Origin of the sequence: Nocardioides sp. OK12 (assembly GCF_024341885.1) — a bacterium.
Taxonomy (GTDB): domain Bacteria; phylum Actinomycetota; class Actinomycetes; order Propionibacteriales; family Nocardioidaceae; genus Nocardioides; species Nocardioides marinisabuli.
On record NZ_BNET01000001.1, the window covers coordinates 1 to 24,223 of the forward strand.

At 73.9% G+C, this 24,223-nt stretch carries 26 protein-coding genes and 1 rRNA gene; 17 read left to right on the forward strand and 10 right to left on the reverse strand.

The genetic code is table 11. The annotated features are described in order from the left end of the window. The 3 genes from rrf to OCU29_RS00015 form a co-directional block, all read left to right on the forward strand. Positions 1-76, forward strand: a 5S ribosomal RNA gene (rrf, locus tag OCU29_RS00005); the annotation flags it as partial. A 102-nt stretch (positions 77-178) separates the two neighbouring features. After that, positions 179-847, forward strand: coding sequence for a response regulator transcription factor (locus OCU29_RS00010; protein ID WP_261818311.1), 669 nt, complete (start codon positions 179-181; stop codon positions 845-847). Between the two features lie 14 nt (positions 848-861). Then, entirely contained in the window at positions 862-2,085 is a 1,224-nt protein-coding gene (locus tag OCU29_RS00015) for an acetyl-CoA hydrolase/transferase family protein (protein ID WP_261818312.1), read from the forward strand. Here OCU29_RS00015 and OCU29_RS00020 read toward each other — a convergent pair whose 3' ends face one another. The 5 genes from OCU29_RS00020 to OCU29_RS00040 all read right to left on the reverse strand — a co-directional run bounded on the left by OCU29_RS00020 (position 2,086) and on the right by OCU29_RS00040 (position 6,191). Then, on the reverse strand, positions 2,086-2,676 hold the full coding sequence (locus OCU29_RS00020; protein ID WP_261818313.1) for a hypothetical protein: 591 nt from the start codon (positions 2,674-2,676) through the stop codon (positions 2,086-2,088). Positions 2,677-2,807: 131 nt separating this feature from the next. Beyond that, on the reverse strand, positions 2,808-4,403 hold the full coding sequence (locus tag OCU29_RS00025) for a GAF domain-containing protein (protein WP_261818314.1): 1,596 nt from the start codon (positions 4,401-4,403) through the stop codon (positions 2,808-2,810). 22 nt (positions 4,404-4,425) lie between these two features. Next, positions 4,426-4,866, reverse strand: a complete 441-nt coding sequence (locus tag OCU29_RS00030) for a pyridoxamine 5'-phosphate oxidase family protein (protein WP_261818315.1) — start codon at positions 4,864-4,866, stop codon at positions 4,426-4,428. A 93-nt stretch (positions 4,867-4,959) separates the two neighbouring features. Next, positions 4,960-5,376: a YchJ family protein gene (locus OCU29_RS00035; protein ID WP_258016875.1), complete on the reverse strand. Its 417-nt coding sequence runs from the start codon at positions 5,374-5,376 to the stop codon at positions 4,960-4,962. Beyond that, the gene (locus OCU29_RS00040) at positions 5,373-6,191 is read right to left on the reverse strand and encodes an adenylate/guanylate cyclase domain-containing protein (protein WP_261818316.1); all 819 of its coding nucleotides are present in this window, start codon (positions 6,189-6,191) and stop codon (positions 5,373-5,375) included. The genes OCU29_RS00035 and OCU29_RS00040 overlap by 4 nt, the downstream gene beginning before the upstream one ends. 135 nt (positions 6,192-6,326) lie before the next feature. Here OCU29_RS00040 and OCU29_RS00045 point away from each other — a divergent pair, with 135 nt between their 5' ends. Genes OCU29_RS00045 through OCU29_RS00055 form a run of 3 tightly spaced genes read left to right on the forward strand, consistent with a single transcriptional unit; the run spans position 6,327 to position 10,796 of the window. Next, positions 6,327-7,265: a universal stress protein gene (locus OCU29_RS00045; protein WP_261818317.1), complete on the forward strand. Its 939-nt coding sequence runs from the start codon at positions 6,327-6,329 to the stop codon at positions 7,263-7,265. 50 nt (positions 7,266-7,315) lie between these two features. Continuing rightward, complete coding sequence (locus tag OCU29_RS00050) at positions 7,316-8,749, forward strand: sigma 54-interacting transcriptional regulator (protein WP_261818318.1); 1,434 nt, start codon at positions 7,316-7,318, stop codon at positions 8,747-8,749. After that, on the forward strand, positions 8,742-10,796 hold the full coding sequence (locus OCU29_RS00055) for a VWA domain-containing protein (RefSeq protein ID WP_261818319.1): 2,055 nt from the start codon (positions 8,742-8,744) through the stop codon (positions 10,794-10,796). The genes OCU29_RS00050 and OCU29_RS00055 overlap by 8 nt, the downstream gene beginning before the upstream one ends. Positions 10,797-10,806: 10 nt before the next feature. Here OCU29_RS00055 and OCU29_RS00060 read toward each other — a convergent pair whose 3' ends face one another. Then, the gene (locus tag OCU29_RS00060) at positions 10,807-11,163 is read right to left on the reverse strand and encodes a DUF2695 domain-containing protein (protein WP_261818320.1); all 357 of its coding nucleotides are present in this window, start codon (positions 11,161-11,163) and stop codon (positions 10,807-10,809) included. Positions 11,164-11,231: 68 nt separating this feature from the next. Between OCU29_RS00060 and OCU29_RS00065 the strand changes: the two genes are divergently transcribed. The 3 genes from OCU29_RS00065 to folP are packed head-to-tail and all read left to right on the forward strand — an operon-like array spanning position 11,232 to position 13,381. Next, positions 11,232-11,525 carry a hypothetical protein gene (locus tag OCU29_RS00065; protein WP_261818321.1) on the forward strand — a complete coding sequence of 98 codons (294 nt, stop codon included), beginning with the start codon at positions 11,232-11,234 and terminating at the stop codon, positions 11,523-11,525. Positions 11,526-11,538: 13 nt separating this feature from the next. After that, a complete protein-coding gene (locus tag OCU29_RS00070) occupies positions 11,539-12,459 on the forward strand; it encodes an SDR family oxidoreductase (protein WP_261818322.1) in 921 nt (306 codons plus the stop codon). Positions 12,460-12,517: 58 nt separating this feature from the next. Next, positions 12,518-13,381: a dihydropteroate synthase gene (gene folP, locus OCU29_RS00075; protein WP_261818323.1), complete on the forward strand. Its 864-nt coding sequence runs from the start codon at positions 12,518-12,520 to the stop codon at positions 13,379-13,381. Between the two features lie 22 nt (positions 13,382-13,403). On the opposite strand, the gene OCU29_RS00080 is transcribed toward folP, so the two are convergent. Next, entirely contained in the window at positions 13,404-14,264 is an 861-nt protein-coding gene (locus OCU29_RS00080; RefSeq protein ID WP_261818324.1) for an ABC transporter substrate-binding protein, read from the reverse strand. 49 nt (positions 14,265-14,313) lie between these two features. On the opposite strand from OCU29_RS00080, the gene OCU29_RS00085 reads away from it, so the two are divergent. The 6 genes from OCU29_RS00085 to OCU29_RS00110 are packed head-to-tail and all read left to right on the forward strand — an operon-like array spanning position 14,314 to position 17,914. Beyond that, positions 14,314-15,093 (forward strand): TSUP family transporter, encoded by a 780-nt coding sequence (locus OCU29_RS00085; RefSeq protein ID WP_261818325.1) that lies wholly within the window; start codon positions 14,314-14,316, stop codon positions 15,091-15,093. 10 nt (positions 15,094-15,103) lie between these two features. Then, positions 15,104-15,757 carry a YigZ family protein gene (locus OCU29_RS00090; RefSeq protein WP_261818326.1) on the forward strand — a complete coding sequence of 218 codons (654 nt, stop codon included), beginning with the start codon at positions 15,104-15,106 and terminating at the stop codon, positions 15,755-15,757. A 10-nt stretch (positions 15,758-15,767) separates the two neighbouring features. Continuing rightward, a complete protein-coding gene (locus OCU29_RS00095) occupies positions 15,768-16,109 on the forward strand; it encodes a pyridoxamine 5'-phosphate oxidase (RefSeq protein WP_261818327.1) in 342 nt (113 codons plus the stop codon). Then, the gene (locus OCU29_RS00100) at positions 16,106-16,873 is read left to right on the forward strand and encodes a VOC family protein (protein ID WP_261818328.1); all 768 of its coding nucleotides are present in this window, start codon (positions 16,106-16,108) and stop codon (positions 16,871-16,873) included. Before OCU29_RS00095 ends, OCU29_RS00100 begins: the two co-directional genes overlap by 4 nt. Next, positions 16,870-17,397: a DinB family protein gene (locus OCU29_RS00105; protein ID WP_261818329.1), complete on the forward strand. Its 528-nt coding sequence runs from the start codon at positions 16,870-16,872 to the stop codon at positions 17,395-17,397. Before OCU29_RS00100 ends, OCU29_RS00105 begins: the two co-directional genes overlap by 4 nt. 55 nt (positions 17,398-17,452) lie before the next feature. Then, positions 17,453-17,914, forward strand: a complete 462-nt coding sequence (locus OCU29_RS00110; protein ID WP_261818330.1) for an ATP-binding protein — start codon at positions 17,453-17,455, stop codon at positions 17,912-17,914. Positions 17,915-17,984: 70 nt separating this feature from the next. Here OCU29_RS00110 and OCU29_RS00115 read toward each other — a convergent pair whose 3' ends face one another. After that, on the reverse strand, positions 17,985-19,520 hold the full coding sequence (locus OCU29_RS00115) for an HNH endonuclease signature motif containing protein (RefSeq protein WP_261818331.1): 1,536 nt from the start codon (positions 19,518-19,520) through the stop codon (positions 17,985-17,987). Between the two features lie 114 nt (positions 19,521-19,634). On the opposite strand from OCU29_RS00115, the gene OCU29_RS00120 reads away from it, so the two are divergent. After that, entirely contained in the window at positions 19,635-20,315 is a 681-nt protein-coding gene (locus OCU29_RS00120; protein WP_261818332.1) for an alpha/beta fold hydrolase, read from the forward strand. Positions 20,316-20,318: 3 nt separating this feature from the next. Here OCU29_RS00120 and OCU29_RS00125 read toward each other — a convergent pair whose 3' ends face one another. Beyond that, complete coding sequence (locus tag OCU29_RS00125) at positions 20,319-21,653, reverse strand: AarF/ABC1/UbiB kinase family protein (protein ID WP_261818333.1); 1,335 nt, start codon at positions 21,651-21,653, stop codon at positions 20,319-20,321. A 100-nt stretch (positions 21,654-21,753) separates the two neighbouring features. On the opposite strand from OCU29_RS00125, the gene OCU29_RS00130 reads away from it, so the two are divergent. Next, the gene (locus OCU29_RS00130; protein ID WP_261818334.1) at positions 21,754-22,473 is read left to right on the forward strand and encodes a class I SAM-dependent methyltransferase; all 720 of its coding nucleotides are present in this window, start codon (positions 21,754-21,756) and stop codon (positions 22,471-22,473) included. A gap of 90 nt (positions 22,474-22,563) precedes the next feature. Here OCU29_RS00130 and OCU29_RS00135 read toward each other — a convergent pair whose 3' ends face one another. Then, on the reverse strand, positions 22,564-24,111 hold the full coding sequence (locus OCU29_RS00135) for a fibronectin type III domain-containing protein (protein ID WP_261818335.1): 1,548 nt from the start codon (positions 24,109-24,111) through the stop codon (positions 22,564-22,566). Positions 24,112-24,223: the final 112 nt, after the last annotated feature.

Genomic DNA, 24,223 nt, shown 5'->3' on the forward strand with positions numbered 1-24,223 from the left:
GAACCCGGAAGTTAAGCCTTTCAGCGCCGATGGTACTGCAACCGAGAGGTTGTGGGAGAGTAGGACGCCGCCGGACAATTCTTCGCAGCAGCCCCACCGCACCGCGGTGGGGCTGCTGTCATTTCTCTCCCGGTGTGATGATGGGGCTCCTGCCGTCGCACCCGAGAGGCCCGCGCCCATGGCCGAGACCGAGCACCGTGTCATCCGCGTCTTCCTGCTCGACGACCACGAGGTCGTCCGCCAGGGCCTGCGCGCCCTGCTGGAGGCGGCGGGCGGCATCGAGGTGGTGGGGGAGTCGGGGCTGGCCGAGGAGGCCACGGCGCGCATCCCGGCGCTGCGCCCCGACGTCGCCGTCCTCGATGCCCGGCTCCCCGACGGGTCCGGCATCGAGGTGTGCCGGGCGGTGCGGGCCGTCGACCCGTCGGTGCGGGCGCTGATCCTGACGTCGTACGACGACGACGAGGCGCTCTTCGCCGCGATCATGGCCGGTGCCTCGGGCTACGTGCTCAAGGAGGTGACCGGCCTCAACCTCGTGGGCGCCATCCGTCAGGTCGCGGACGGCAACTCGCTCATCGACCCCGCGCTGACGGCGCGGGTGCTCGAGCGGGTGCGCAACGGGCCCGCGAGCGCGCCCGAGCTCGCCGACCTCACCGAGCGTGAGCTCGAGCTGCTCGCCCTGATCGCGGAGGGTCTGACGAACCGCCAGATCGGGGAGCGGATGTTCCTGGCGGAGAAGACGATCAAGAACTACGTCTCGGCGATCCTGGCCAAGCTCGGCCTCGAGCGGCGCACCCAGGCCGCCGTCCTGGCGAGCCGGCTGCTGGGCCCCGACGGCAGCGCCCGCTGAGGCGTCGCGCTCCCGTGCCCTCGACCGACCTCGCTGCCGCGCTGCGGCGCCTGCCCCCCGACCCGCGCGTCGTGGTCACGGGCAACCACGCGACCCCGTGGCACACCCTCGGGCTGGTCGACGCGCTGCTGCCGTCCTACCGGCTGTGGATGCTCAACGCCCAGCGCGGGATCCCCGACCGCGACGGCGTCACGCCCGAGACCTCGTTCGTGGGGCCGGGCATGCGTGGCCACCCGCGCCTGGCCTACGTGCCCTCGCGCCTCTCGATGGTGCCGACCCTCTTCGGCACGGTGGTCCCGCCCGACGTGGTCGTGCTGCACACGACCCGGCCCCGCGCGGGCCGGGTGTCGCTGGGCACCGAGGTCAACGTGCTGCCCGCGGCGGTCGATCAGGTGCGCCGTCGCGGCGGGGTCGTGGTCGCCCAGGTGTCGCGGCACGTGCCGTGGACCTTCGGGGACGCCGAGCTCGACCTCGACCTGGTCGACGTGCTCGTCGAGGCCGACGAGCCGCTGGCGACCAGGCCCGAGGCGGCCATCGGGCCCGAGTCCGCCCGGATCGGCGAGCTGGTGGCCGGTCGGGTGCCCGACGGCGCGACGCTGCAGACGGGGATCGGTGCGGTGCCGGACGCGACGGTGAGCGGGCTGGTGGGCAGGCGCGGGCTGCGCGTGTGGAGCGAGATGTTCTCGGACTCCGTGCTGCGCCTGGAGCGGGCCGGCGCGCTCGACGTGTCCGTGCCGCTCGTCGCCTCGTTCCTCTTCGGCTCCGAGGAGCTGCTCGAGTGGGTCGACGGCAACGAGCGCGTGCGCCTGGCGCGCACCGAGACCACCAACGACCCGGCCCGCATCGCGCGGAACCCGGCGATGCTCAGCGTCAACACCGCCCTGCAGGTCGACCTCTTCGGCCAGGCCAACGCCTCGCGCATCGGGGCCCGCATCCACTCGGGCTTCGGCGGGCAGACCGACTTCATCGTCGGCGCCATGCACAGCCCCGGCGGCCAGGCCGTGATCGCGCTGCGCTCGTGGCACCCGAAGGCCGACTGCTCGACCGTGGTGGCGATGGTCGACGAGCCCGTCACGTCGTTCCAGATGAGCGCGGTGGTCACCGAGCAGGGTGCGGCCGAGGTCTTCGGCCGCACCCAGCAGGAGCAGGCCCGCCAGCTCGTCGAGCACGCCGCCCACCCCCGCGTGCGGGAGGAGCTGCGGGAGGAGGCCGGGGAGCTGGGGCTGGGCTGGTGGTGATCAGCGCAGCACGGGCAGCCGGCGCACGAGCAGGACGTGTCGCCAGCGGCGTCCCAGGCCCCACGTGTCGCCGGCGTGGAAGGCCGCCAGCACCACGAGCGTCAGACCGCCCAGGAGGTGGTCGTCGAGCACCGGGTTGTTCGCCGGCGGCAGCGCGACGCTCCACATGAGCACGTAGAGCAGTGCTCCGCTGGCGGCGGCGAGGCGCATCGCCACGCCGAGGGTCAGGGCCGTGCCGATGGCCAGCAGCCCCACCATGAAGAGCAGGTCGGCCCAGGCCGCGCCCGCGATGCCCTGGTAGAAGTCGGCGAAGGGACCGTCGGCGCCGAAGGTCAGGAACCCCTCGGTGGGGCTGCCGCCGTTGAGCCACGCTGCATCCCCGAAGCGGTCGACCTCGCCCTCGGGGCCGCGGCCGGTGGCGAACCCGAGGGCCATGAGCTTGTCGAGGAAGGCCCACAGGAAGGTCAGGCCGAAGCCGATGCGCAGCAGGGCGAGCGCCCGGGCGGCCGGGGTGCCGGAGCCAGTGGCGTCGGGGCCCGCGGCGGCGAGCGGGGCGTCAGGCTGCTGGTCACGGTGGGCGATGGTGCTCATGGATGGTTCCTCCTGGTCGTGGGCGGACCCACGGCGGGCCCCCGGACCAGGGTGGTGCCCGGCGCACCGCCGGCGCAGGGGCCCGCGGGCCCCTGCCGAGGGGTCCTTGGTCCCGACCCGGGCCTGCGCCCTCAGCCGACCGGGACGCTCCACACGAAGGAGGTGCCGGTGGGCTCGCGCCGCGAGATCTCGCAGGAGCCGCCGAGGGCCTCGGCGCGGCGCCGGGCGTTGCGCATGCCGCTCTCCACGACCTGGGCGGGCAGGCCCACCCCGTCGTCGTCCACGCGCAGCACCAGCGCGCTCTCGCCCAGCGTCAGGTCGACCTCGGCGTGGTCGGCCAGGGCGTGGCGCGACAGGTTCGACAGCGCCTCGCGCAGCACCGGGACCAGCTGCTCGCGCACCGACCCGGGCACACCGGTGTCGAGGGGGCCGGCGGTGCGCACGACCGGCGAGAAGCCGAGCGCCGGCACGTACTCGCGCACCAGCGTGCGGACCTCCGAGCGCAGCGAGGACCGCTCGCGGTGCTGCAGCTCGAAGATCGAGCCGCGGATGTCGCGGATGGTCAGGTCGAGGTCGGCGACCGCCTTGTCGAGACGCGTGGCCAGGTCGGGGTCGGCGAGCATCTGGGCGCCCTGCAGCTGCAGCCCGGTGGCGAAGAGCCGCTGGATCACCACGTCGTGCAGGTCGCGGGCGATCCGCTCGCGGTCGGAGATGACGGCCAGCTCGGCGCGCTCGTCGAGGGCCTGCGCGCGGTCGAGGGCGAGGGCGGCCTGGTCGGCGAAGGAGATCATCAGCTCGCGCTCCTCGACCTCGAGGGGGCCGACGCCCTCGAAGAGCAGCACGAGCGCGGTGCGCTCGGCCAGGTGGGCGCGCAGCGGCACGACGAGCGCCCGCACCTGGCCCACCTGGCCCACCTCGCCCTCCGACGCCTCGGAGCCGTGGGCGAGCGTCTCGAGGGCCTCGGCGACCAGCTCGCGCACCTGGGCGACCGAGACGTCGCCGCCCCGGTCGGCCCCGGCCACCACGGCGCCCTGGGCCGCCTCGCGTGGGGGCCCGGACAGGCTCACCACGGCCGCCGCGTCGGCACGAGCCATGGAGCACGCCGACCAGGCGATCCGCTCGAGCGCGTCCTCGCGAGGCACCGGTGGTTGCAGCGCGTCGCTGAGCTCGGCGGCGGCCTGCAGCCACTGGCGTCGTCGCTCGCTGAGCCCGTAGGCCCTGGCGTTGTCGATCACGAAGCCGGCTGCCGAGGCCAGTGCCTCCACGAGCACCGTGTCGGCGTCGCTGAACTGCGCGGCGCCCTCCTTCTCGGTCAGGTAGAGGTTGCCGAAGACGGTGCCGCGGATCCGTACGGGCACCCCCAGGAAGGACCGCATCGGCGGATGGTTCGGCGGGAAGCCGTACGACGAGGGGTGCTCGCCCAGGTCGGGCATCCGCAGCGGCTCCGGGTGCTCGATGAGCAGGCCCAGGATCCCGCGGCCCCGCGGTGGAGCGCCGATCTGCTCGCGCTCATGGACGTCGAGGCCCGAGGTGATGAACTCGCTGAGCCCGCCGTCGGGGCTCACCACCCCCAGCGCGCCGAAGCGGGCCCCGGTCAGCTCGCGGGCCGACTCGACGATGCGGGACAGCACGCTGGGCAGGTCGAGGTCGGAGGAGATGGCGACCACCGCGTCGAGCAGGGCCTGCGCCGAGCCTGCGAGCTCGGGGTGGCGTCGCTGCTGGGTCATCGCCCCATTGTCACAGCAGGACTCACAGCACGCGACGTGTCGGCATGGTGCTCAGCGGGTCCCAGGTCCCGCCCAGGCGACGTCCGGAGACCTGGGTCCACGGGATCGCGACGTAGAGGGAGCGGGTGCCGGCCGCCCACGGCCGCGGCTCCCAGACCTTGCGCACCTGCTCGAGCTCCTCGGCGTCGTGGACGACCTCGCTGCGTCCCCGCGCGACGACGCTCCAGCCGCGCTGGCGCTCGTGGTCGAAGCCGTCGACCTCGAAGGCGAGCACCGCCCCGCGCGCGTTGCTGCCCAGCACGGAGTACGGCGTGGTGCGCACGATGACGCGGCTGTCGACGACCGCGTAGTTGACCGGCACGATGTGCGGGCCGTCGGGTGTCGAGATCGCGACCCTGCCCACGACGCCGGCGCGCAGCAGCGCCTCGCACTCGCTCTCGGACAGCTCGACTGACTCCTGCACGATGACCTCACGGTGGAAGGGGACGGTGGAAGGGGGACGTCGCCCATCGTCACGCCCGCCCGGAGCGGGCCCCCAGGGTCCTTGGTCCCGACGTCAGCCGCCGAAAGTGCCGTCGACGTAGAACCAGCGGCCGGCCCGCCGCTCGAAGCGGCTCAGCTCGCGCAGGGTCCCGCGGGTGACCACGCCCGAGGCGGCCGTGTCGCGGTGGTGGGCCACGAACTCGACCCAGTCGTCGCCGTGGTCGAGCACCTCGAGGCCGGTCCAGGTGCGGGCGGGGTCGAGGCCCTCCTCCACCAGGTCGGCGGGGCGGGTGCGCGGGTGCCAGGTCCGGAAGAGGTGGTCGACGCGGCCGAGCGCGAAGGCGCTGTAGCGGCTGCGCATCAGCTCCACCGGCGTCTCGGCGAGCCGGGCGCCCCGGTGCAGCGGACCGCAGCAGGCGTCGTACGACGCGCCGGTGCCGCAGGGGCAGGGGCCGGCGGCTGCGCCCAGGGCGTGCTGGTCGTCGCTCACGTCTCCACCACCAGCCGCCACAGGGTGTGCTCGCCGGGCAGGCCCTTGAGCTCGACCTCGCCGGCCTCCTCGAACCGCATCCGCCGCTCGTCGGTGCCCTCGACCTCGGCCCGCACGGCCTCGGTCACCAGCACCTCGCCCCCGTCGGCGAGGTCGGCGACGCGTGCCGCGAGCGCCACGTTGCGCCCGAAGTAGTCGCCGTCGCGCGAGATCACCGGCCCGCAGTGCACCCCGATGCGCACCCGCACCTGGGTCAGCCGCAGCCGTGGGTCGAGGGTGCGGGCCAGCGAGCGCTGGATGCCGCGGGCGGCGCGCACGGCCGCGTAGGGGTCGCGGAAGGCGACCATGAAGCCGTCGCCCGCGCTCTTGACGACCTGGCCTCGGTGCCGCTCCACGTGCGAGCGCACCAGCTGGTCGTGCGCCTCGAGCACCTTGACCCAGGCGCGGTCGCCGAGCCGGTGGTTGAGGGTGGTCGAGCCCTCGATGTCGGAGAAGAGCAGCGTCAGGGTGCCATCGGCGGCCGCGACCTGCAGGATGTCGGGGCGCTTCTCCAGGGCCCAGGCCTGCAGGTCCTCCAGCGAGGAGCCCAGCATCCCCGCGACTCCCTCGCGGCGCACGCGCGAGGCGGTCCCGACCACCGCCCGCAGGGCGCGCTCGGTGGGGGAGGGGCGCAGCGCGGCGTCGAGGTCGGCCTCGAGCTGGACGACCATCCGGCGCGACACGTCGAGCTCACGCCGGGCGCGCACCAGCAGCACCCCGCACACCGCGAGCGCGACCGCGAGCACCGCCACCGCCACCACCGCCGCCGTCTGCACCCCCGCAGCCTAGGACCAGCCCCGTCCAGCCCCGTCCAGCCCCGTCCGTGCCCGCGGGTCGCTCGGGACCAAGGTCCCGCGGGTGGGCGACCACAGCCCCTCGGCGTGCGACCCGGCCACGGGCAGGGTGAAGCCATGGACACCACACCGGAGAACCTCGAGAACGCGCAGACGCAGCCCACCGGCCACAAGATCGCCGACCACGTGTCGTCCACGGGGGCCGTCGTGGTCGCCGTCGACGGGTCCGAGCACGCCGAGGAGGCGCTGGCCTGGGCGGCCCGGCAGGCCCACCTGCACCACCGCCCGCTGGCGATCGTCTCGGTGTGGGAGCCGGTACCGAGCATGTGGCTCGACACCGCCGGCATCGACCACGCGGTGCTCTACGCCGAGCTCTCCTCCGCCGGGGCCGACCGGGTCAACGCCGCCCGCGACCAGGCGCTCTCGCTGCACCCCGACCTGACCGTCGAGACGGCGGTCGGCCGGGGCGACGTGCGCGGCGAGTTGCTGCGGCTCTCCAAGCACGCCTCGCTGCTGGTGCTGGGCTCGCGCGGACGCGGGCCGCTGCGCTCGCTGCTGCTCGGCTCGGTCAGCGCCGCCGTGGCGCGCCACGCCCACTGCCCGGTCGTGGTCGTGCGGCCCGGGGGCACCGGGGGCGGCGGCATCCTGGTCGGCATCGACGGCACGCAGCGCTCGATGGGTGCGGTGGCGGCGGCGTACGACCAGGCGGCCGCGACCGGCGAGAAGGTCACGGTGCTGCACTGCTTCTGGGACGCCCGCGTGGCCTACGCCGGCGCGATGGTCGTCGACGAGACCGACGACGCCGCCGACGTGCGCAGCCTGGTCGCCGAGACGACCGCGGGGCTCGCCGAGAAGCACCCCGACGTGGAGGTGGAGACCCGCATCGTGCGGGGGCTCGCCGACCAGGTGCTCGTGGCGGAGGCGCAGGGACGCGACCTGGTCGTGCTCGGCTACCACCGCCAGCACGGTCTGGGTGAGCTGCTCTTCCCGTCGGTGGTGACCTCGGTGCTCGAGCACGCGCACGGCGCGGTGATGGTCGTCCCCTCCCCGGAGTAGGCCGAGCCGACCCCGGGCCGCGTGGTTGGCCCGCGCAGTAGCGTGGTCGTGTGACCGCCGAGACCGTGCCTGCCACCGCCCAGCCCCAGTCGGCCCAGCCCACGATCGCCACGCTCGGGGAGCTGCGCGCCTCGGGCCACCGGCACAAGCCGCTGCGCACCGAGCTGCGCGACAACCTGCTGGCCCACCTGCGCGAGGGCCGCGACCCGTGGCCGGGGCTGCACGGCTTCGAGGACACCGTCGTGCCGCAGCTCGAGCGGGCCCTGATCGCCGGCCACGACGTGGTGCTCCTCGGCGAGCGCGGCCAGGGCAAGACCCGGCTGCTGCGCACCATGGTCGGCCTGCTCGACGAGTGGACCCCGGTGATCGCCGGCTCCGACCTCGGCGAGCACCCCTACGAGCCGATCACCGTCGCCTCGCGGCGCCGGGCCCTCGAGCTCGGCGACGACCTGCCCGTCGAGTGGCGGGCCCGCGAGGAGCGGTACGCCGAGAAGCTCGCGACCCCCGACACCTCGGTGGCCGACCTGATCGGCGACGTCGACCCGATGAAGGTGGCCGAGGGGCGCTCGCTGGGTGACCCCGAGACGATCCACTACGGCCTGATCCCGCGCAGCCACCGCGGCATCGTGGCGATCAACGAGCTGCCCGACCTCGCCGAGCGGATCCAGGTCTCGATGCTCAACGTGATGGAGGAGCGCGACATCCAGATCCGCGGCTACGTGCTGCGCCTGCCGCTCGACGTGCTGGTCGTGGCCAGCGCCAACCCCGAGGACTACACCAACCGCGGCCGGATCATCACCCCGCTCAAGGACCGCTTCGGCGCCGAGATCCGCACCCACTACCCGACCGAGCTGCACGACGAGGTCGCGGTGATCCGGCAGGAGGCCGCGATCGACCCCGCGCTCGTCGACGTGCCCGACCACCTGGTCGAGATCCTGGCCCGCTTCACCCGCCACCTGCGCGGCTCGACCTCGGTCGACCAGCGCTCCGGCGTCTCGGCCCGCTTCGCCATCGCGGGCGCCGAGACCATCGCCGCGGCCGCCCTGCACCGCGCGACCGCGCAGGGCGAGGACGCGGCCGTGGCCCGCGTCGTCGACCTCGAGACCGCCGTCGACGTGCTCGGCGGCAAGATCGAGTTCGAGAGCGGCGAGGAGGGCCGCGAGGCCGAGGTGCTGACCCACCTGCTGCGCACCGCCGTGGCCGAGACCGTGCGCGAGCACTTCCGCGGCCTCGACATGGGCCTGCTCGTCGACGCCCTCGAGGCCGGGAAGATGGTGACCACCGGCGAGCAGGTCACCGCCCGCGACCTGCTCGCGGGCCTGCCCGTGCTCGGTGAGTCCGAGCTCTACGACGACATCTGCGACCGGCTCGACGCCGACACCGACGGCCGCCGCGCGGGCGCGATCGAGCTGGCCCTCGAGGGGCTGTTCCTGGCGCGCCGGGTCAGCAAGGCCTCGGGCCGGGGCGAGAGCGTCTATGGCTGACATCTGGTCGCAGCGCCGCGCCTCGCGCTACGGGCGCTACGACGGCGGGCCCGACCCCCTGGCGCCCCCGGTCGACCTCGCCGAGGCCCTCGACGAGATCGGCGAGGACGTGATGGCCGGCTACAGCCCCGAGCGGGCGCTGCGCGAGCTGCTGCGCCGCGGCGCCGGCGACCGGCAGGGCCTCGACGACCTGGCCCGCCGGGTCGCGGAGCGGCGCCGCGAGCTGCTGGAGCGCCACGACCTCGACGGCACCCTGCAGGAGGTCCGCGAGCTGCTCGACGCGGCCGTGCTCGAGGAGCGCAAGCAGCTGGCCCGCGACGTCGAGATGGACGACGGCGACCGGGCCCTGCGCGAGATGCAGCTCGACAGCCTGCCGCCCAACGCGGCGGCCGCGGTCAGCGAGCTGGCGTCGTACGACTGGCAGAGCCGCGAGGCTCGGGAGACGTACGAGCAGATCAAGGACCTGCTGGGCCGCGAGCTGCTCGACCAGCGCTTCCAGGGCATGAAGCAGGCCCTCGAGAACGCCACCGACGAGGACCGGGCCGCCATCGACGCGATGCTCACCGACCTCAACGAGCTCCTCGAGAAGCGCGAGCGCGGCGAGGACACCGCGGAGGACTTCGAGGAGTTCATGCGCCAGCACGGGGAGCACTTCCCCGAGCAGCCCGGGAGCCTCGACGAGCTGCTCGACGCGATGGCGGCCCGCGCCGCGGCCGCGCAGCGGATGCTGGCCTCGATGAGCCCCGAGCAGCGCCAGCAGCTCATGGAGCTCTCGGCGCAGGCCTTCGGCTCGCCCCAGCTGATGGAGTCGCTGGCCCGCCTCGACTCGCACCTGCAGGCGCTGCGCCCCGGCGAGGACTGGACCGGCTCGGAGCAGATGGGCGGCGAGGGCGCGCAGGGCGTCGGCCTCGGCGACGGCACCGGCGTCTTCCAGGACCTCGCCGAGCTCGACGCGCTCTCCGAGCAGCTCTCGCAGTCCTACGGCGGCGCCCGGATGGACGACCTCGACCTCGACGCGCTGGCCCGCCAGCTCGGCGACGACGCCTCGACCAGCGCGCGCGAGCTGCAGCAACTCGAGCGCGCGCTGCGCGAGGCCGGCACCCTGCAGCGCGGCTCCGACGGCGCGCTGCGGCTGACCCCCAAGGCGATGCGCCAGCTGGGCCGCTCGCTGCTGCGCGACGTCGCGCAGCGGATGTCGGGGCGCCAGGGCCAGCGCGACATGGACCGGGCCGGCGCGGCGGGGGAGCGCTCCGGCGCCACGCGCGCCTGGGCCTTCGGCGACACCGAGCCGTGGGACGTCACCCGCACCGTCACCAACGCCATCACCCGCACCGTCGGCGAGGGCGGCTCGGCCACCTCGGGCGTGCGGCTGCAGGTCGACGACGTCGAGGTGCAGGAGACCGAGGCCCGCACCCAGGCGGCCGTCGCGCTGCTGGTCGACACGTCGTTCTCGATGGCCATGGACGGGCGCTGGGTGCCGATGAAGCGCACCGCCCTGGCGCTGCACACCCTGATCCGCAGCCGCTTCCGCGGCGACGCGCTGCAGCTGGTCGGCTTCGGCCGGCACGCCGAGGTGATGGAGATCGAGCAGCTCACCGCCCTCGACGCGCGCTGGGAGAAGGGCACCAACCTCCACCACGCGCTGCTGCTGGCCAACCGGCACTTCCGCAGGCACCCGAACGCCCAGCCGGTGCTGCTGGTCGTCACCGACGGCGAGCCGACCTCGCACCTCGAGGCGGGCGGCGAGGTCTTCTTCTCCTACCCGCCGCACCCGCTGACGGTGGCGCACGCGGTGCGCGAGCTCGACACGTCGATGCGCCTCGGCGCCCAGACCACCTTCTTCCGCCTCGGCGAGGACCCGGGGCTGGCGCGGTTCATCGAGCAGATGGCCCGCCGGGTGGACGGACGGGTGGTCGCCCCCGAGCTCGACGACCTGGGCGCCGCGGTCGTCGGCTCCTACCTCGGGGGCCGGGCGGGTCGCAGCGGTGGCGCCGGCGGGTCGATGGGCGACTGGTTCGGCGGCCGCGGCTTCTGGGTCGGCGACTGAAGCCGACGGGTCAGGCCCCGGCCCGCCGCGGCCGGCGCTCCCAGTGCCGGCACGGCCGGCTGCTGGTGGGCCCCACCCCGGCGCAGCCGGGCCAGTGCTCGGGCTCCTCGAGCTGGTCGGTGTGCAGGTCGCGCACCATCACCTCGCGCACCGGGCGCAGCCCCCGGCCCACCACCGCGCAGCCGCAGCCGCCGAGCGCGTCGAGGCGGCGTACGAGCGAGTGGGCGGTGGGCGAGCGCAGGTCGCGGAAGCGTTCGCCCCAGGCCGGCGTGTGGTCGCAGCCGTGCTCGGCCACGACCCGGCGCAGGTAGCAGGCCACGCACTCGTCGGGGTAGGGCTCGGGGGCGTCGGCGTCGGTCGGCAGCACGGACCGGTTCTACCCGTCCGCACCGACAGCGGGTCGACCTGGATGGGCGCCGGTGGCAGACTGCGGAGATGGATCTCGGGGAGCTCCACGAGCTGGTGACGTCGTACGACGGAGTCACCCGCACCACCCGTGAGGGCCGGGCCCGCTGGCAGCTGCGGGGGCGGCTGGTGGCCCGCGAGCTCGACAACGCCCACGTGCTGGTGCGGGTGCCGTTCGACGTGCGCGACCTGCTGCTGCGCCAGCACCCGGAGGTCTTCTCGGTGCCGCAGCGCTTCCGCGGGCACATGCTGGTCGCGGTCGACCTGGACGCCGACAGCCCTGACCTCGCCGACGCGCTGACCGACGCCGTCACCTCGGCCTGAGAGCTGCAGCGCGATGGCTGACCTCGACGGGCGGGTGGCACTGGTCGCCGGCGGCACCCGCGGCGCCGGCCGGGCGGTCGCGGTCGAGCTCGGCCGGGCCGGCGCCCACGTCGTGGTCACCGGTCGCAGCACGCGGGCGGACGGGCCCTCCGACATGGACCGGCCCGAGACCATCGAGGGCACGCTCGACCGGGTGCGGGCGGCCGGCGGGCAGGGCAGCGCCGTGCGTGTCGACCACGAGCGCCCCGACGAAGTCGCGGCGCTGGTCGCGCGGATCGAGGCCGAGCACGGGCGCCTCGACGTGCTGGTCAACGACGTCTTCGGCGGCGACCGCTACGCGCAGTGGGGCCGGCCGCTGTGGGAGCACGACCTCGAGGGCGGCCTGCGGATGCTGCGCATGGGCGTCGACACGCACATCGTGACCAGCGCGCTGGCGCTGCCGCTGATGCTGCGCACCGGCCGGGGACTGCTGGTGGAGATGACCGACGGCACGTCGGAGGTCAACAGGCAGGTGCGGCCCGGGGGTGGGTTCTTCTACGACTTCGTCAAGGGCTCGGTCGACCGGTTCGTGACCAGCCTGGCGGCCGAACTCCTCGACCGGCCGGTCACCCCGGTGGGCGTGACGCCCGGTTGGCTGCGGTCGGAGCGGATGCTCGAGGGGTTCGGGGTCACCGAGGAGACCTGGCGCGACGCATGCGTCGAGGCGCCCGGCTTCGCGATCTCCGAGTCGCCGGCGTACGTCGCCCGGGGCGTGGCCGCCCTCGCCGCGGACCCCGGGCACGCGCGCTTCGCGGGCCGGGTGCTGACCGCCCGCCAGCTCGCCGACACCTACGGCCACACCGACACCGACGGCTCCCGCCCCGACTGCTGGGGCCTCATCGGGGATCACGGATGGGAGGACCAGCCACCGGAGGTCGTCGCGGGCTACCGCTGAACGGCTCCTGCCGGGCTCATGACGCAGCAGGCGTGGGCGCGTCTGCTAGACACCTGGTGTGACCCTCGTGCTCGGCCGCCACACGTTCGCCGACGACCAGAAGCTGATGATGGCGATCGTCAACCGCACCCCCGACTCGTTCTACGACAAGGGCGCGACCTGGGCCGAGGACAAGGCCTTCGAGCGGGTCGCCACGGTGGTGGAGCAGGGCGCCGAGATCGTCGACATCGGCGGCATCAAGGCCGCTCCCGGCGTCGAGATCGACGCGGCCGAGGAGAAGAGCCGGGTCGTCGACTTCGTGGCCCGGGTGCGCGAGTCCTTCCCCGGCCTGGTCATCTCGGTCGACACCTGGCGCGCCGAGGTCGGCGACGCGGTCTGCCGGGCCGGCGCCGACGTGCTCAACGACGCCTGGGGCGGGGCCGACCCCGAGCTGGTCGACGTCGCCGCCGCCCACGACGCCGCGATCATCTGCACCCACACCGGCGGGGCGACCCCGCGCACCCGCCCCTACCGCGTCGAGTACGACGACGTCGTGGCCGCGGCGATCGCGGACACCACGGCGTACGCCGACCGGGCGGTGGCGGCCGGCGTCGACCCCCGCAGCGTGGTGATCGACCCGGCGCACGACTTCGGCAAGAACACCTTCCACTCCCTCGAGCTGACCCGCCGGCTGGGGGAGATGGTGGCCACCGGTCGCCCGGTGCTGGTGTCGCTGAGCAACAAGGACTTCGTGGGCGAGTCGCTCGACCTGCCGGTCGGCGAGCGGCTGACCGGCACCCTGGCCGCCACCGCGGTCTGCGCGCTGGCCGGGGCCCGGATCTACCGGGTGCACGAGGTGGTCGAGACGCGGCAGACCGTCGACATGGTCGACGTGATCGCGGGCCGGCTGCTGCCGGCGCGGGCGATCCGCGGGCTGCAGTAGCGGCGCGCGCCGGCAGGGCCGCTCAGCCGAGCAGGCCGTGGGCCTCGAGCGCGGCGCGCAGGTCGGCGACCCCGTCGGCCACCCGTGGCCCCGGGCGGGCCCAGTGGGCGTTGGGGTCGACGGCGTGCACCGCGACACCCGCCGGCAGCAGGGCCTCGGCGACCAGCCGGTCGGCCTGCTCCTGGGCAGCGGCGCGGTCGTAGCCGCAGGGCGCGACCACGACCAGGTCGGGGCGCGCGGCGTGCACGTCGTCCCAGGTGACCCGCACCGACTTCGCGCCGGCGGTGCCGAGCGCGCACTCGGCACCGGCCGCCTCGACCATCTCGGGGATCCAGTGCCCGGGCGCGTACGGCGGGTCGGTCCACTCCAGCACCACCACGCGGGGGCGGCGGGCGCCGTCGCTCGTCGCCGGCACGGGCAGGTCGAGCCGGGCGGCCAGCGCCTCGGCCTCGGCGGGCCGGCCCACGGCCGCCCCGATGCGCAGCACGCTCTCGCGGATCTCGGCGAGGGTGTGCGGGTCGAAGGAGAGCACCTCGGCGCGGCAGCCCAGGTGGGCCAGCGCCTCGTCGACGGTGCCGACGTCGACCGCGCACACCGCGCAGAGGTCCTGGGTCAGCACCAGCTCGGGGTCGAGGTCGGCCAGGGCGCCCGCGTCGAGCCGGTAGAGGTCCTCGCCCGCGGCGGCGGCAGCGGCGACGTACGCGTCGATCTCGGCGGGGGCCAGGCCCTCGGGCATCGTGGTCGACGAGACGATCCGGCGCTCGCGTGCCTCGGCGGGGTGGTCGCACTCGAAGGTCACGCCGACGACCTGGTCGCCGACGCCGAGCCCGAAGAGGACCTCGGTGGTCGAGGGCAGGAGGGAGACGATCCGCTGTGGCCGCATGTGGGACACCGTAGGTCGCGGGCCCAGGCACCACATCTAGGGTCGCGGTGTGGAGGACCCGACCCTGACCGTGATGCTGCTCCTGGCGCTCGCCGCGCTGGTGGCCGGCTTCGTCGACGCGGTCGTCGGGGGAGGCGGGCTGGTCCAGCTGCCGGCGCTGCTGGTGGGGCTGCCGGGCGCGAGCCCGGTGCAGGTCCTGGCCACCAACAAGCTCGCCTCGATCTGCGGTACCAGCGTCAGCAGCGTGACGTTCTACCGCCGGGTGCGCCCCGACCCACGCACGTTCGGGCCGCTGATGCTCACCGCGTTCCTGGGGTCGGCGTGCGGGGCCGCGGTGGCGAGCCTGATCCCGCGCTCGGCCTTCGAGCCGATCGTGCTGGTGGTGCTGCTGCTGGTGGGTGCCTACGTGGTCCTCAAGCCCAGCCTCGGCCAGGTCACCGCGCTGCGCTTCGCGGGGCACCGCCACACCGGTGCGACGGCGGCGACCGGCTTCGCCATCGGCTTCTACGACGGCGCGCTGGGCCCCGGCACCGGCTCGTTCTTCGTCTTCGCGCTCGTCGGGCTGCTGGGCTACGGCTTCCTCGAGGCGTCGGCGAAGTCGAAGATGGCCAACTGGGCCACCAACCTCGCCGCCCTCGTCGTGTTCATCCCCCAGGGTGCGGTGCTCTGGGAGGTGGGGCTGCTGATGGGGCTGGCCAACCTCGTCGGCGGGTACGTCGGGGCGCGCACCGCCGTGGCCAAGGGGTCGCGGTTCGTGCGGGTCTTCTTCATCGCCGTGGTCGGGGCCTTCGTGGTCAAGATCGGCGGCGACGTGCTGGGGGTCTGGTGAGGGGGGTCTGGTGAGCGGGCACGCGTCGTACCTGGTCGTGGGGCGTGACGTCGAGGCCGAGATCGAGGTGCGGCGCTCGCGGTTCCTGGCGACGGTGGCGCGGGTCGCGACCGAGGACGAGGCGCGTGCGGTGGTCGAACGGTTGCGCAGGCGCCACCACGACGCGCGCCACCACTGCTCGGCGATGGTCGTGGGGCCACCGCCGGTGCCGGTCGAGCGGTCCTCCGACGACGGCGAGCCGGCCGGGACGGCGGGGGCGCCGATGCTCGAGGTGCTGCGCGGCGCCGGGCTGAGCGACACCGTCGCGGTGGTGACGCGGTGGTTCGGCGGCACCCTGCTGGGCGCCGGGGGGCTGGTGCGGGCGTACGGCGACGCGGTGCGCGCCGCGCTCGAGGCGGCCGGCACCCGCGAGCGGCGGCTGCTGCGCGAGGTCGGCCTGGAGGTCGAGCACGCCGAGGCGGGCCGGGTCGAGGGCGAGCTGCGCAGCCGCGGGGTCGAGGTGCTCGACGTGCAGTGGGGTGCCAGCGTGCACCTGGTGCTGGGCGTGGCGCCGAGCGACGACGCCGCGACCCGGGCGCTGCTGGCCGAGGTGACCGCGGGTGCCGCCGAGCCGGTGGCGCTGGGGGAGCGCTGGGTCGACGTCGGCGGGGTCGCGGGCGCCTAGGGTGGGGTGCATGAGCATCCCCGTGGCGGTCGACGAGCTCGCCGAGGCGCTGGCGCCCTTCGCCGACGCGTTCCTGATGACCACCGACCCCTCGACCGTCCCGGCGCGGGTCAAGGTGGTCTCCGTGCGCCCGGTGCTCGACGACGGCGTGCTGGTGGTGACGGCGCCGGGGCGGGGGTCGCTGGCCAACGCCGGGGCGAACCCCGTGGTCACCGTCCTGTGGCCTCCGGTCGAGGAGGGCGGGATGTCGCTGATCGTCGACGGCGACGCCGAGGTGCGCGACGGTGGGCTGCGGGTGCGTCCGACGGGCGGGGTGCTGCACCGACCGGCCGGGGAGGGCCACGGCGCATGAGCGCTCCGGGTCCGGTGTCGAGCCCGCTGTGGATCAGCGCGTTCCTCGACCTGGCGGCCGACGAGGTGGAGCGCGGCTCGGCCTTCTGGGCGCAGGTGACGGGCTCGACGCTGTCGGCGGTGCGCGGCGAGCGGCACGAGTTCCACACCCTGGTGCCGCCCGACGGGGACGACCACCTGCGGGTGCAGCGCCGCGACGAGGGCCCCTCGCGGGTGCACCTCGACCTGCACGTGCCCGACCAGGCCACGGCGGCGGAGCACGCCGTGACGCTGGGTGCCGAGGTGGTGCGGGCTGCCGACGAGGGGTACGTCGTGCTGCGCTCGCCGGGCGGGCTGGAGTTCTGCTTCGTGGGGCACCCGGCCGAGACCCGCAGCCGGCCTGCGGTGTGGCCGACGGGGCACCGCTCGCAGGTCGACCAGCTCTCGATCGACGTGCCCGCGCGGCTGCTGGAGCCCGAGCTGGGGTTCTGGCGCGACCTGACGGGCTGGCCGCTGCGTCGCACGGCGTACGAGGAGTTCCACCTGCTGGAGGTGCCCGCGGGCCAGCCGCTGCAGGTGCTGCTGCAGCGGCTCGACGACGACGCGACGGAGGTGTCGGTGCACCTCGACCTGACCACCGACGACGTGGGTGCCGAGCTCGAGCGGCACGTGGCGCTGGGGGCGCGGGTGCTGACCCGCCACGATCACTGGACGGTGATGACCGACCCCGGCGGGCTGCGCTACTGCATCGCCGGCGACCCGCCCGACGACGACGTGCCGGCATGAGCCCGACCCCGCTGCCGGAGATCCCGTTCGTCGCCGACGAGGTGACGGCGGTGCGGTCGTTCCTCGGCTTCTACCGCGCGACGCTGCGCCGCCAGGCCGAGGGGCTCACCGCCGAGCAGCTCGACCAGGCGCTGGCGCCGAGCCCGATGACGCTGGGCGGGCTGCTGTCGCACCTGGCCTTCGTCGAGGACTACTGGTGCAGCCACGTCTTGCACGGCGCCGAGCCCGCCGAGCCGTGGCGCAGCCTCGACTGGGCGGCCGACCCCGACCGCGACTGGCACCGCGCCGCCGGGCAGACGCCCGAGCAGCTCCTCGCGGCGTACGACGCCGCGGTGGTCGCCGCCGACGCGGCCATCGACCGCGCCCTGGCGGTCAAGGGCCTCGACACGCTCGCCGCGCTGGAGCGCCACGGCTCGGTGGTCAGCCTGCGCTGGATCCTGCTGCACCTGGTCGAGGAGTACGCCCGGCACGCGGGCCACGCCGACCTGATCCGCGAGTCCATCGATGGCACCACCGGCCTCTGACCGCGAGCCGGCCGGTTCGAACGGGCCGGCTCGGCGCGTCAGCCGGGTGGTCCTCATGTGCGGCCCGTCGGGGTCCGGCAAGACGACGTACGCGCGAGGTCTGGAGGAGGAGGGCATGGTCCGGCTCTCCTTCGACAGCGAGATCTGGGCACGCGGGATCACGGCCGTCCCGCTGGACCCGGACGTGCGGGCCGAGATCGAGGCGGGGCTGCGGGCCCGCCTGCTCGAGCTCGTCGCGCAGGGTGCCGACGTCGTCCTCGACTTCTCGTTCTGGTCGCGGGCCATGCGCGACGACTACCGCGCGCTGCTGGCGAGCGTCGGTGTCGTCCCCGAGACCGTCTACCTGGCCACGACGCGGGAGACGGTGCTGGCCCGGATGCGGGCACGTCGGGGCAGCCACCCCGACGACTTCGTCCTCGACGAGGACCTCGTGGCCGCGTACGTCGACCACTTCGAGGCCCCGTCGCCCGACGAGGGGCCGCTGACCGTGGTGAGCGAGCCCGGACCGCCCGACTGAGGGCGGCGCCGGACGTGCCGGTGCCCCCGTCGCGGTGGTGCTGCGGCGGGGGTGTGGCGAGTCGGCTGGTCTACACGGGCCGGGTGGGTGGTCTGGGTGCTTGGCCGAGGTCGGTGGTGCCGTGTGGTTCGACGAGGTACTGGTAGCGGTGCGGGCTGGTCCAGAGGAACCCGGTGGGGGTGGGTCGGTAGGTCCAGGGGGTGTGGGTCTTGGCGCGGTGGTGGCGTCTGCACAAGGTCGCGAGGTTGGCCGATGTGGTTTGGCCGGGTGGACCACCGGGGTCGTAGGTCTCGATGTGGTCGAGGTCGGCGTGGGGTTCGTCGGGTCGGCGGCGTCGGGCGCGGCGGGTGCAGTGCGGGAAGACGCAGCGTGGGTGGCGTTGCCGGGTCTGTTCGGCGAGCCGCTCGCTGGGGGTGTAGCCGTCGCTGGTGAGTTCTTCGGTCAGGTCGATCGGGCGGCGGGGGTGGGGTCGGAGGTCGGGGTTGCTGGCGAAGCCGCGGATGTCGTCGGCGGTGATGTGCTGACGTGCCGGGCTGTGCACCTGGCGGAAGGGGTGCTCGTAGGCCTCGGGGTCGGACCCGCCACCGGTGATGGTGCGGTAGGTGACGTGGGTGCCGGGGACCCGGAGCCACTCGCAGACCTGGTCGGTGGTGACGAAGCTGCGGGTCTCCTCGATCCGGGCGAGGTGCAGCCCGGCGTTGAGGCCGAAGGGGTGCGTGTCGTGGTGCAGGGTCGTGGGGTCGATCCCGTGCAGTGCGTCCTGGCTGAGGTGGACGTTGAGCACGACCTGCCGTGCAGGCACCCGAGGCGCGTCGTCGTCGGTGCCGGTGCCCGTGAGGTCGAGAGTGGTCTGGGTGCGGGCGAGGATGCCGAGGGCCATGCTGCGGCGTACGTCGAGGGGCTGGTCGGAGCCGGCCAGCGCCAGGTTGCGGGCCTCGCGGGTGACGGCGCTGTCGAGGTCGAGGGCGTCGGCCAGGTCGAGGCAGCCGGTGATGTCGACGGTGCCGTCAATGCACTGCCCGCCGCGGGTGGCTGAGGCCAGGTGGATGTCGAGCTTGCGGTCCTCGGCGGCGATGGCTCGTTTGTCCTCGGCGGCCTCGGGGTCGAAGCGGCACAGGGCTTCCTCGACGAGTCGTCCCAGGACGGCGTAGGAGCAGGTGGCCGCGACACCGGCGAGGTGGTGGTCGACCCAGGCGGCGGCCTCGCGGGGGAGGCCGAGGGTGGCCTCGGCGATGCGGCGGGCCCGCCAGACCGGTACTCGACCGGAGGCGACGGCTGCGTGCAGGCGGGGGAGTCGGTAGCGGGTCTCGACGACGTGGGCGACGTACCGGACGGCTGCGTCGGCGGAGAGTCCGATGGCGGTGCCGTACTCGATGATCGCGAACTCCGAGACCCTCGGTGCGCCGGGCCCGGCGATGGCCACGGGCATGTCGGTGCCGGGCAGGACCGCGGCGTGGGTGGGGTCGAAGGTGGTGTGCATGGCTGCGTACGTGCAGGTCGCCTCGTACATCGCGACCTCGGCGGCGTCGCGGGCCGCGCGCTGGGAGCGGGCGTGGGCGAGGACCGCGTCGGCGGTGTCGCAGCGCTCGAGCTCCTGGGTGGTCATGCCCCCATCCTAGTCGAACACGCGTTCGAGTCAAGGGTCGAATGGGACCTGTGGAAGGTCATGACAGGTCGTCGCGGAGGCCCTGGGTGCACCCCCACGACCTACGGTGGGGAGATGCCGACGACGACCTCGACCGCCCCCAGTCGCCTGCTCGTCACGGCCTTCGCCGCGGGGCTGCTGCTGGCCCTGCTCGGCCTGGCCGGCTGCGGATCCGACGAGCAAGGCGCGAGCCCCACGAGCCAGGACGCCGGGGCGAGCGGCGAGAGGATCTCGTTGGTCGACGAGGGGGACGCGTTGCGCTGGGGTGACGGCTCGTACGGCGTCGTGCTCGCCCACGGCGCGGCCTTCGACGCCGCGAGCTGGCAGGAGCAGGCGGTGGCGATCGCCGAGCAGGGCGCGACGGTGGTCGCGGTGGAGGACCTGACCGCCGAGGCGATGGCGGCCGCGGTCGAGCGGCTGCGCGAGGACGGCGCCGAGGAGGTCGCCCTGGTCGGCGGGAGCGCGGGCGCCGACGCGGCGCTGCGGCTGCTCAGCGAACGGCCCGACCTGGTCGACCGGGTGGTGACGCTCTCGGCCAACAGCGTCGTCGAGGGGCTGGGCGAGCAGCCCAAGCTCTTCATCGCCAGCGAGGACGAGCCGGTGGCGGAGGTCTCCGAGCAATTGGCCGCGACCGCGCCCGGCGACGACAACGAGGTCCTGCTGCTGCCGGGCTCCGACCACGCCCAGCACCTCTTCGACGGCGACCAGGCCGAGGCCGCGCTCGACGCCCTGCTCCGGGCGCTCGACCGGCGGTAGACCTCAGGCGGGCTCGGCGAACCCGGGCAGCAGCTCGCGCAGGATCTCACCGAACGCGACGTCCGCCTCGAGCTGGGAGAGGATGCCGACCGCGCCCAGCCAGGTGCGGTGGATCAGCAGGTACGACGGCGGCAGGTTGATCTTCATCGCGACGGTGAACGACGGGTTCTTGGGGTCGTTGATGCGCTGGAACTGCTCCTGCATCCACGCGCGGGTGAACTGGAAGCGCTCGGTGCGCGCCGGCTCCACGAACGGGGCGAGGTAGTCGAGCAGCTCGCGGGAGCCGATGCTGACCCCGGGCTTGACGAAGCCCTCCTCGCGCAGCCCCTCGAGCAGCGTCGCGTCGTCCTCGATGCTGGCGATCCGGATCAGGGTGCCCATCGCGGTCGGCAGGCCGTCGGGCAGTCGCGCCACGGCTCCGTAGTCGAGCACGCCCATCCGCGGCGGTCCGCCGTCGACGCCCGGCACGACCCGGAAGTTCCCGGGGTGCGGGTCGGCGTGCAGCATCCCTGTGCGCCCCGGGGCGCCGAGCAGGAACCGGGTGAACAGGTCGCCGAAGCGGTCACGCTCCTCCTGGGAGCCCTCCGCGATCACCTTCGCCAGCGACGAGGTCGAGTCGAGCCACTCGGTGACCAGCGTCGCGGGGCCGTGGGCCACCACGTCGGGCACCACGATGTCGGGGTCGTCGGCGTACGCCGCCGCGAAGGCCCGCTGGGCGGAGGCCTCGAGGTCGTAGTCGAGCTCCTCCTCCATCCGGGCCTGCATCTCGGCGACCAGCGGCTTCACGTCGAGGCCGGGCACCAGCGGGCCGAGGCTCCGCGCCACCCGCGCGAGCTGGCGCAGGTCGGAGCGCAGCGCCTCGCCGGCGCGGGGGTACTGCACCTTGACCGCGACCTCGCGGCCGTCGTGCCAGCGCCCCTTGTGGACCTGGCCGATCGACGCGGCCGCGGTCGGCCCGCCGTCGAGCCAGACCAGCTGGTCCTGCCAGTCGTCACCCAGGTCACGGGCGAGCGTCTCGCGCACGGTCTGCGTGGGCATCGGCGGTGCGGAGTCCTGCAGCCTGGTCAGCTGCTCGCGGTAGGGCGCGGCCAGCTCGTCGGGCAGCGCCGACTCGAGCACCGACAGCGCCTGGCCGAACTTCATCGCCCCGCCCTTGAGCTCGCCCAGGGTGCGGAAGAGCTGCTCGGCGGTGCGCATCTGGATCTCGCTCATCACCGCCTCGGCGGGACGACCCCCCAGCCGCTTGCCGAGCCCGATCGCGTTGCGCCCGGCGTACCCGAGCGGGAGCGCGGCGAGGCGTGCGGTGCGTCCGAACGCCTTGCGCGGCATGTCGCTCATGACCACCATCCTCCTCGCCCGCGCAAGACCGCCCGGGTGAGTCGGGCCGCGGACAGCGCGCCGCGAGCGCGGGCGCAGGGGACTCGGGTAGGAACGGAGCATGTCCGACTCGGCGCACACCCCTGCTGCCCCTGGCTACGACGACTTCGCGGCGGCGTACTCGGCCAGGAACGAGAAGAGTCTCTTCAACGCCTACTACGAGCGGCCGGAGATGATCCGGCTCGCCGGCGACGTCGCGGGCCTGGAGGTGCTCGACGCCGGGTGCGGGTCGGGGCCGCTGGCGGAGGCCCTGCGGGCGAGGGGAGCGGCCGTGTCCGCCTTCGACCTGAGCCCGGTCATGGTCGAGCTGGCGCGCGAGCGGCTGAGAGGGGACGCGGACGTGCGGGTCGCGGACCTCGGGGCGCCCCTGCCGTACGCCGACGACAGCTTCGACCTCGTGGTGGTCTCGCTGGCCCTGCACTACGTCGAGGACTGGGACTCGGCGCTGGCCGAGCTGCGGCGGGTGCTGCGGCCGAGCGGGCGGCTCACCGTCTCGATCATCCACCCGATGATCTACGGGATCGTCTACCCCGAGGCCGACTACTTCGCCCTCACCAGGTACTCCGAGGACTACGACTACGGCGACCGGACCGTGTGGATGACCTACTGGCACCGCCCGCTGGGGGAGATCGTGAGCGCGTTCCTGCGCGCGGGCTTCCAGGTCCGGGCGATGACCGAGCCGCCGCCCGCCGCCGACACCCCGCCGGACCTGCTGCCCCACCCGGACGGCCGCCCCTTCATCTGCTTCCTCTTCCTCGAGCTGCAGGCACCCGGGGAGTGACCAGCCCCGTCAGGCGGTCGTCGGGAACGGCACCCCGGTGTTGGAGTGCTAGCGGTAGCCGGAGGGGTTCTTGACCAGGTACTGCTGGCGTTACCGGATGTCTACCCGCACCTTCCGGCTCGAACGGCTGTCGCCGAACTCGTTGGTGGCCGTGACCTTGAACTTGTAGCGGCCCGGCTTGAGCTTGCGGAAGACGACCTTGGTCTTGCCGGGCGCGACGGTCTTGAGGTGCCCCCGGTTGCTAGCGACGGTGTAGCCAGTGAGGTCGCTGCCGTTCGAGCCGACGGGCTTCCATCGGATGATGACCTTGCGGTTCTTGACCTTCGCCTGTGGCTTGTCGACACGGTCGGGGACGGTGGCCGAGGCTGCGGGGGTCACCTCGTTGGACCTGTGTGAAGTCGCGCTGTCACCAATGGCGTTGGTGGCGGTCACGGTGAAGGTGTAGGTGGTGCCGTTGGTCAGGCCACCGATGGTGATCGACGTGGTGTCGGCACCGGTCACAGTCTTAATAACCCCGCCCGGGGTGCTCGTCACGGTGTAGCCGGTGATGGGGGAGCCGTTGGCAGTGGGCTTGGTCCAAGAGATTGTCGCGGAGGCGTTGCCGCCGGCCGCGGTCACGTTGGTGGGGGCCGAGGGGACCGTCGCAGGGGCCACCGGGGTGACCTCGTTCGAGGGCTCCGAGGCGGGGCCGTTGCCCATGCCGTTGGTGGCGGCCACGGTGAACGTGTAGGCGGTGCCGTTGGTCAGGCCGGTGATCGTGGCGGTGGTCTGGTCGCCGGCGACGGTCTTGGTGATGCCGCCGGGAGTGCTGGTGATGGTGTACTCGGTGACCGCTGATCCGCCGTTGTTGGCCGAGGCGGTCCAGGAGACCTGGGCGGACTGGTCGCCATGGACCGCGCTCACTTTGGTGGGAGCAGCAGGAGCGGTGGCGCCGTTGGTGACCTTGAGTTTGGTGGGGTGGTTGTTGAAGCCGGTCTGGCTGTTGCCGATGGTGTCGCGCAGCGGGTAGATGCTGACGCGCCAGTCGCCGGGAGCGGCGGTGGTGGGGATGGTGACGGTGCGGCTGTAGGTGCCGTCCTTGGTGTCGCCGGAGGTGCGGGTCATCGTGCCGAAGCCGAGCTGCTGTGAGGTGGATTCGGAGGCCAGGATCATCGTGGGTGCTTCGGCGCCGGTGGCGTCGGTGACTCGTGCGGTGACGGTGACCTGCTTCTCGCCGGTGGAGACGTCTACGGTGGTGGGGGTGAAGTCGAAGTCGGCCAGGACCGGGGCGGCCGTGTCGGCGGGTCCGTTGGTGACCTTGAGTTTGGTGGGGTGGTTGTTGAAGCCGGTCTGGCTGTTGCCGATGGTGTCGCGCAGCGGGTAGATGCTGACGCGCCAATCGCCGGGAGCGGCGGTGGTGGGGATGGTGACGGTGCGGCTGTAGGTGCCGTCCTTGGTGTCGCCGGAGGTGCGGGTCATCGTGCCGAAGCCGAGCTGCTGTGAGGTGGATTCGGAGGCCAGGATCATCGTGGGTGCTTCGGCGCCGGTGGCGTCGGTGACTCGTGCGGTGACGGTGACCTGCTTCTCGCCGGTGAAGACGTCGACGGTGGAGGGAGTGAAGTCGAAGTCCGTCAGCGCAGGGGCGACCGTGTCCGCCACGCCCGGGGAAGCCCCTGTACCGCTATGGACGACAGTGAAGGAGCCGAGGGGCGGGTCGACGCGGTTCATGCTGACGTCGCGGACGAAGAAGCTGGTGCTCCATTCTCCGGGG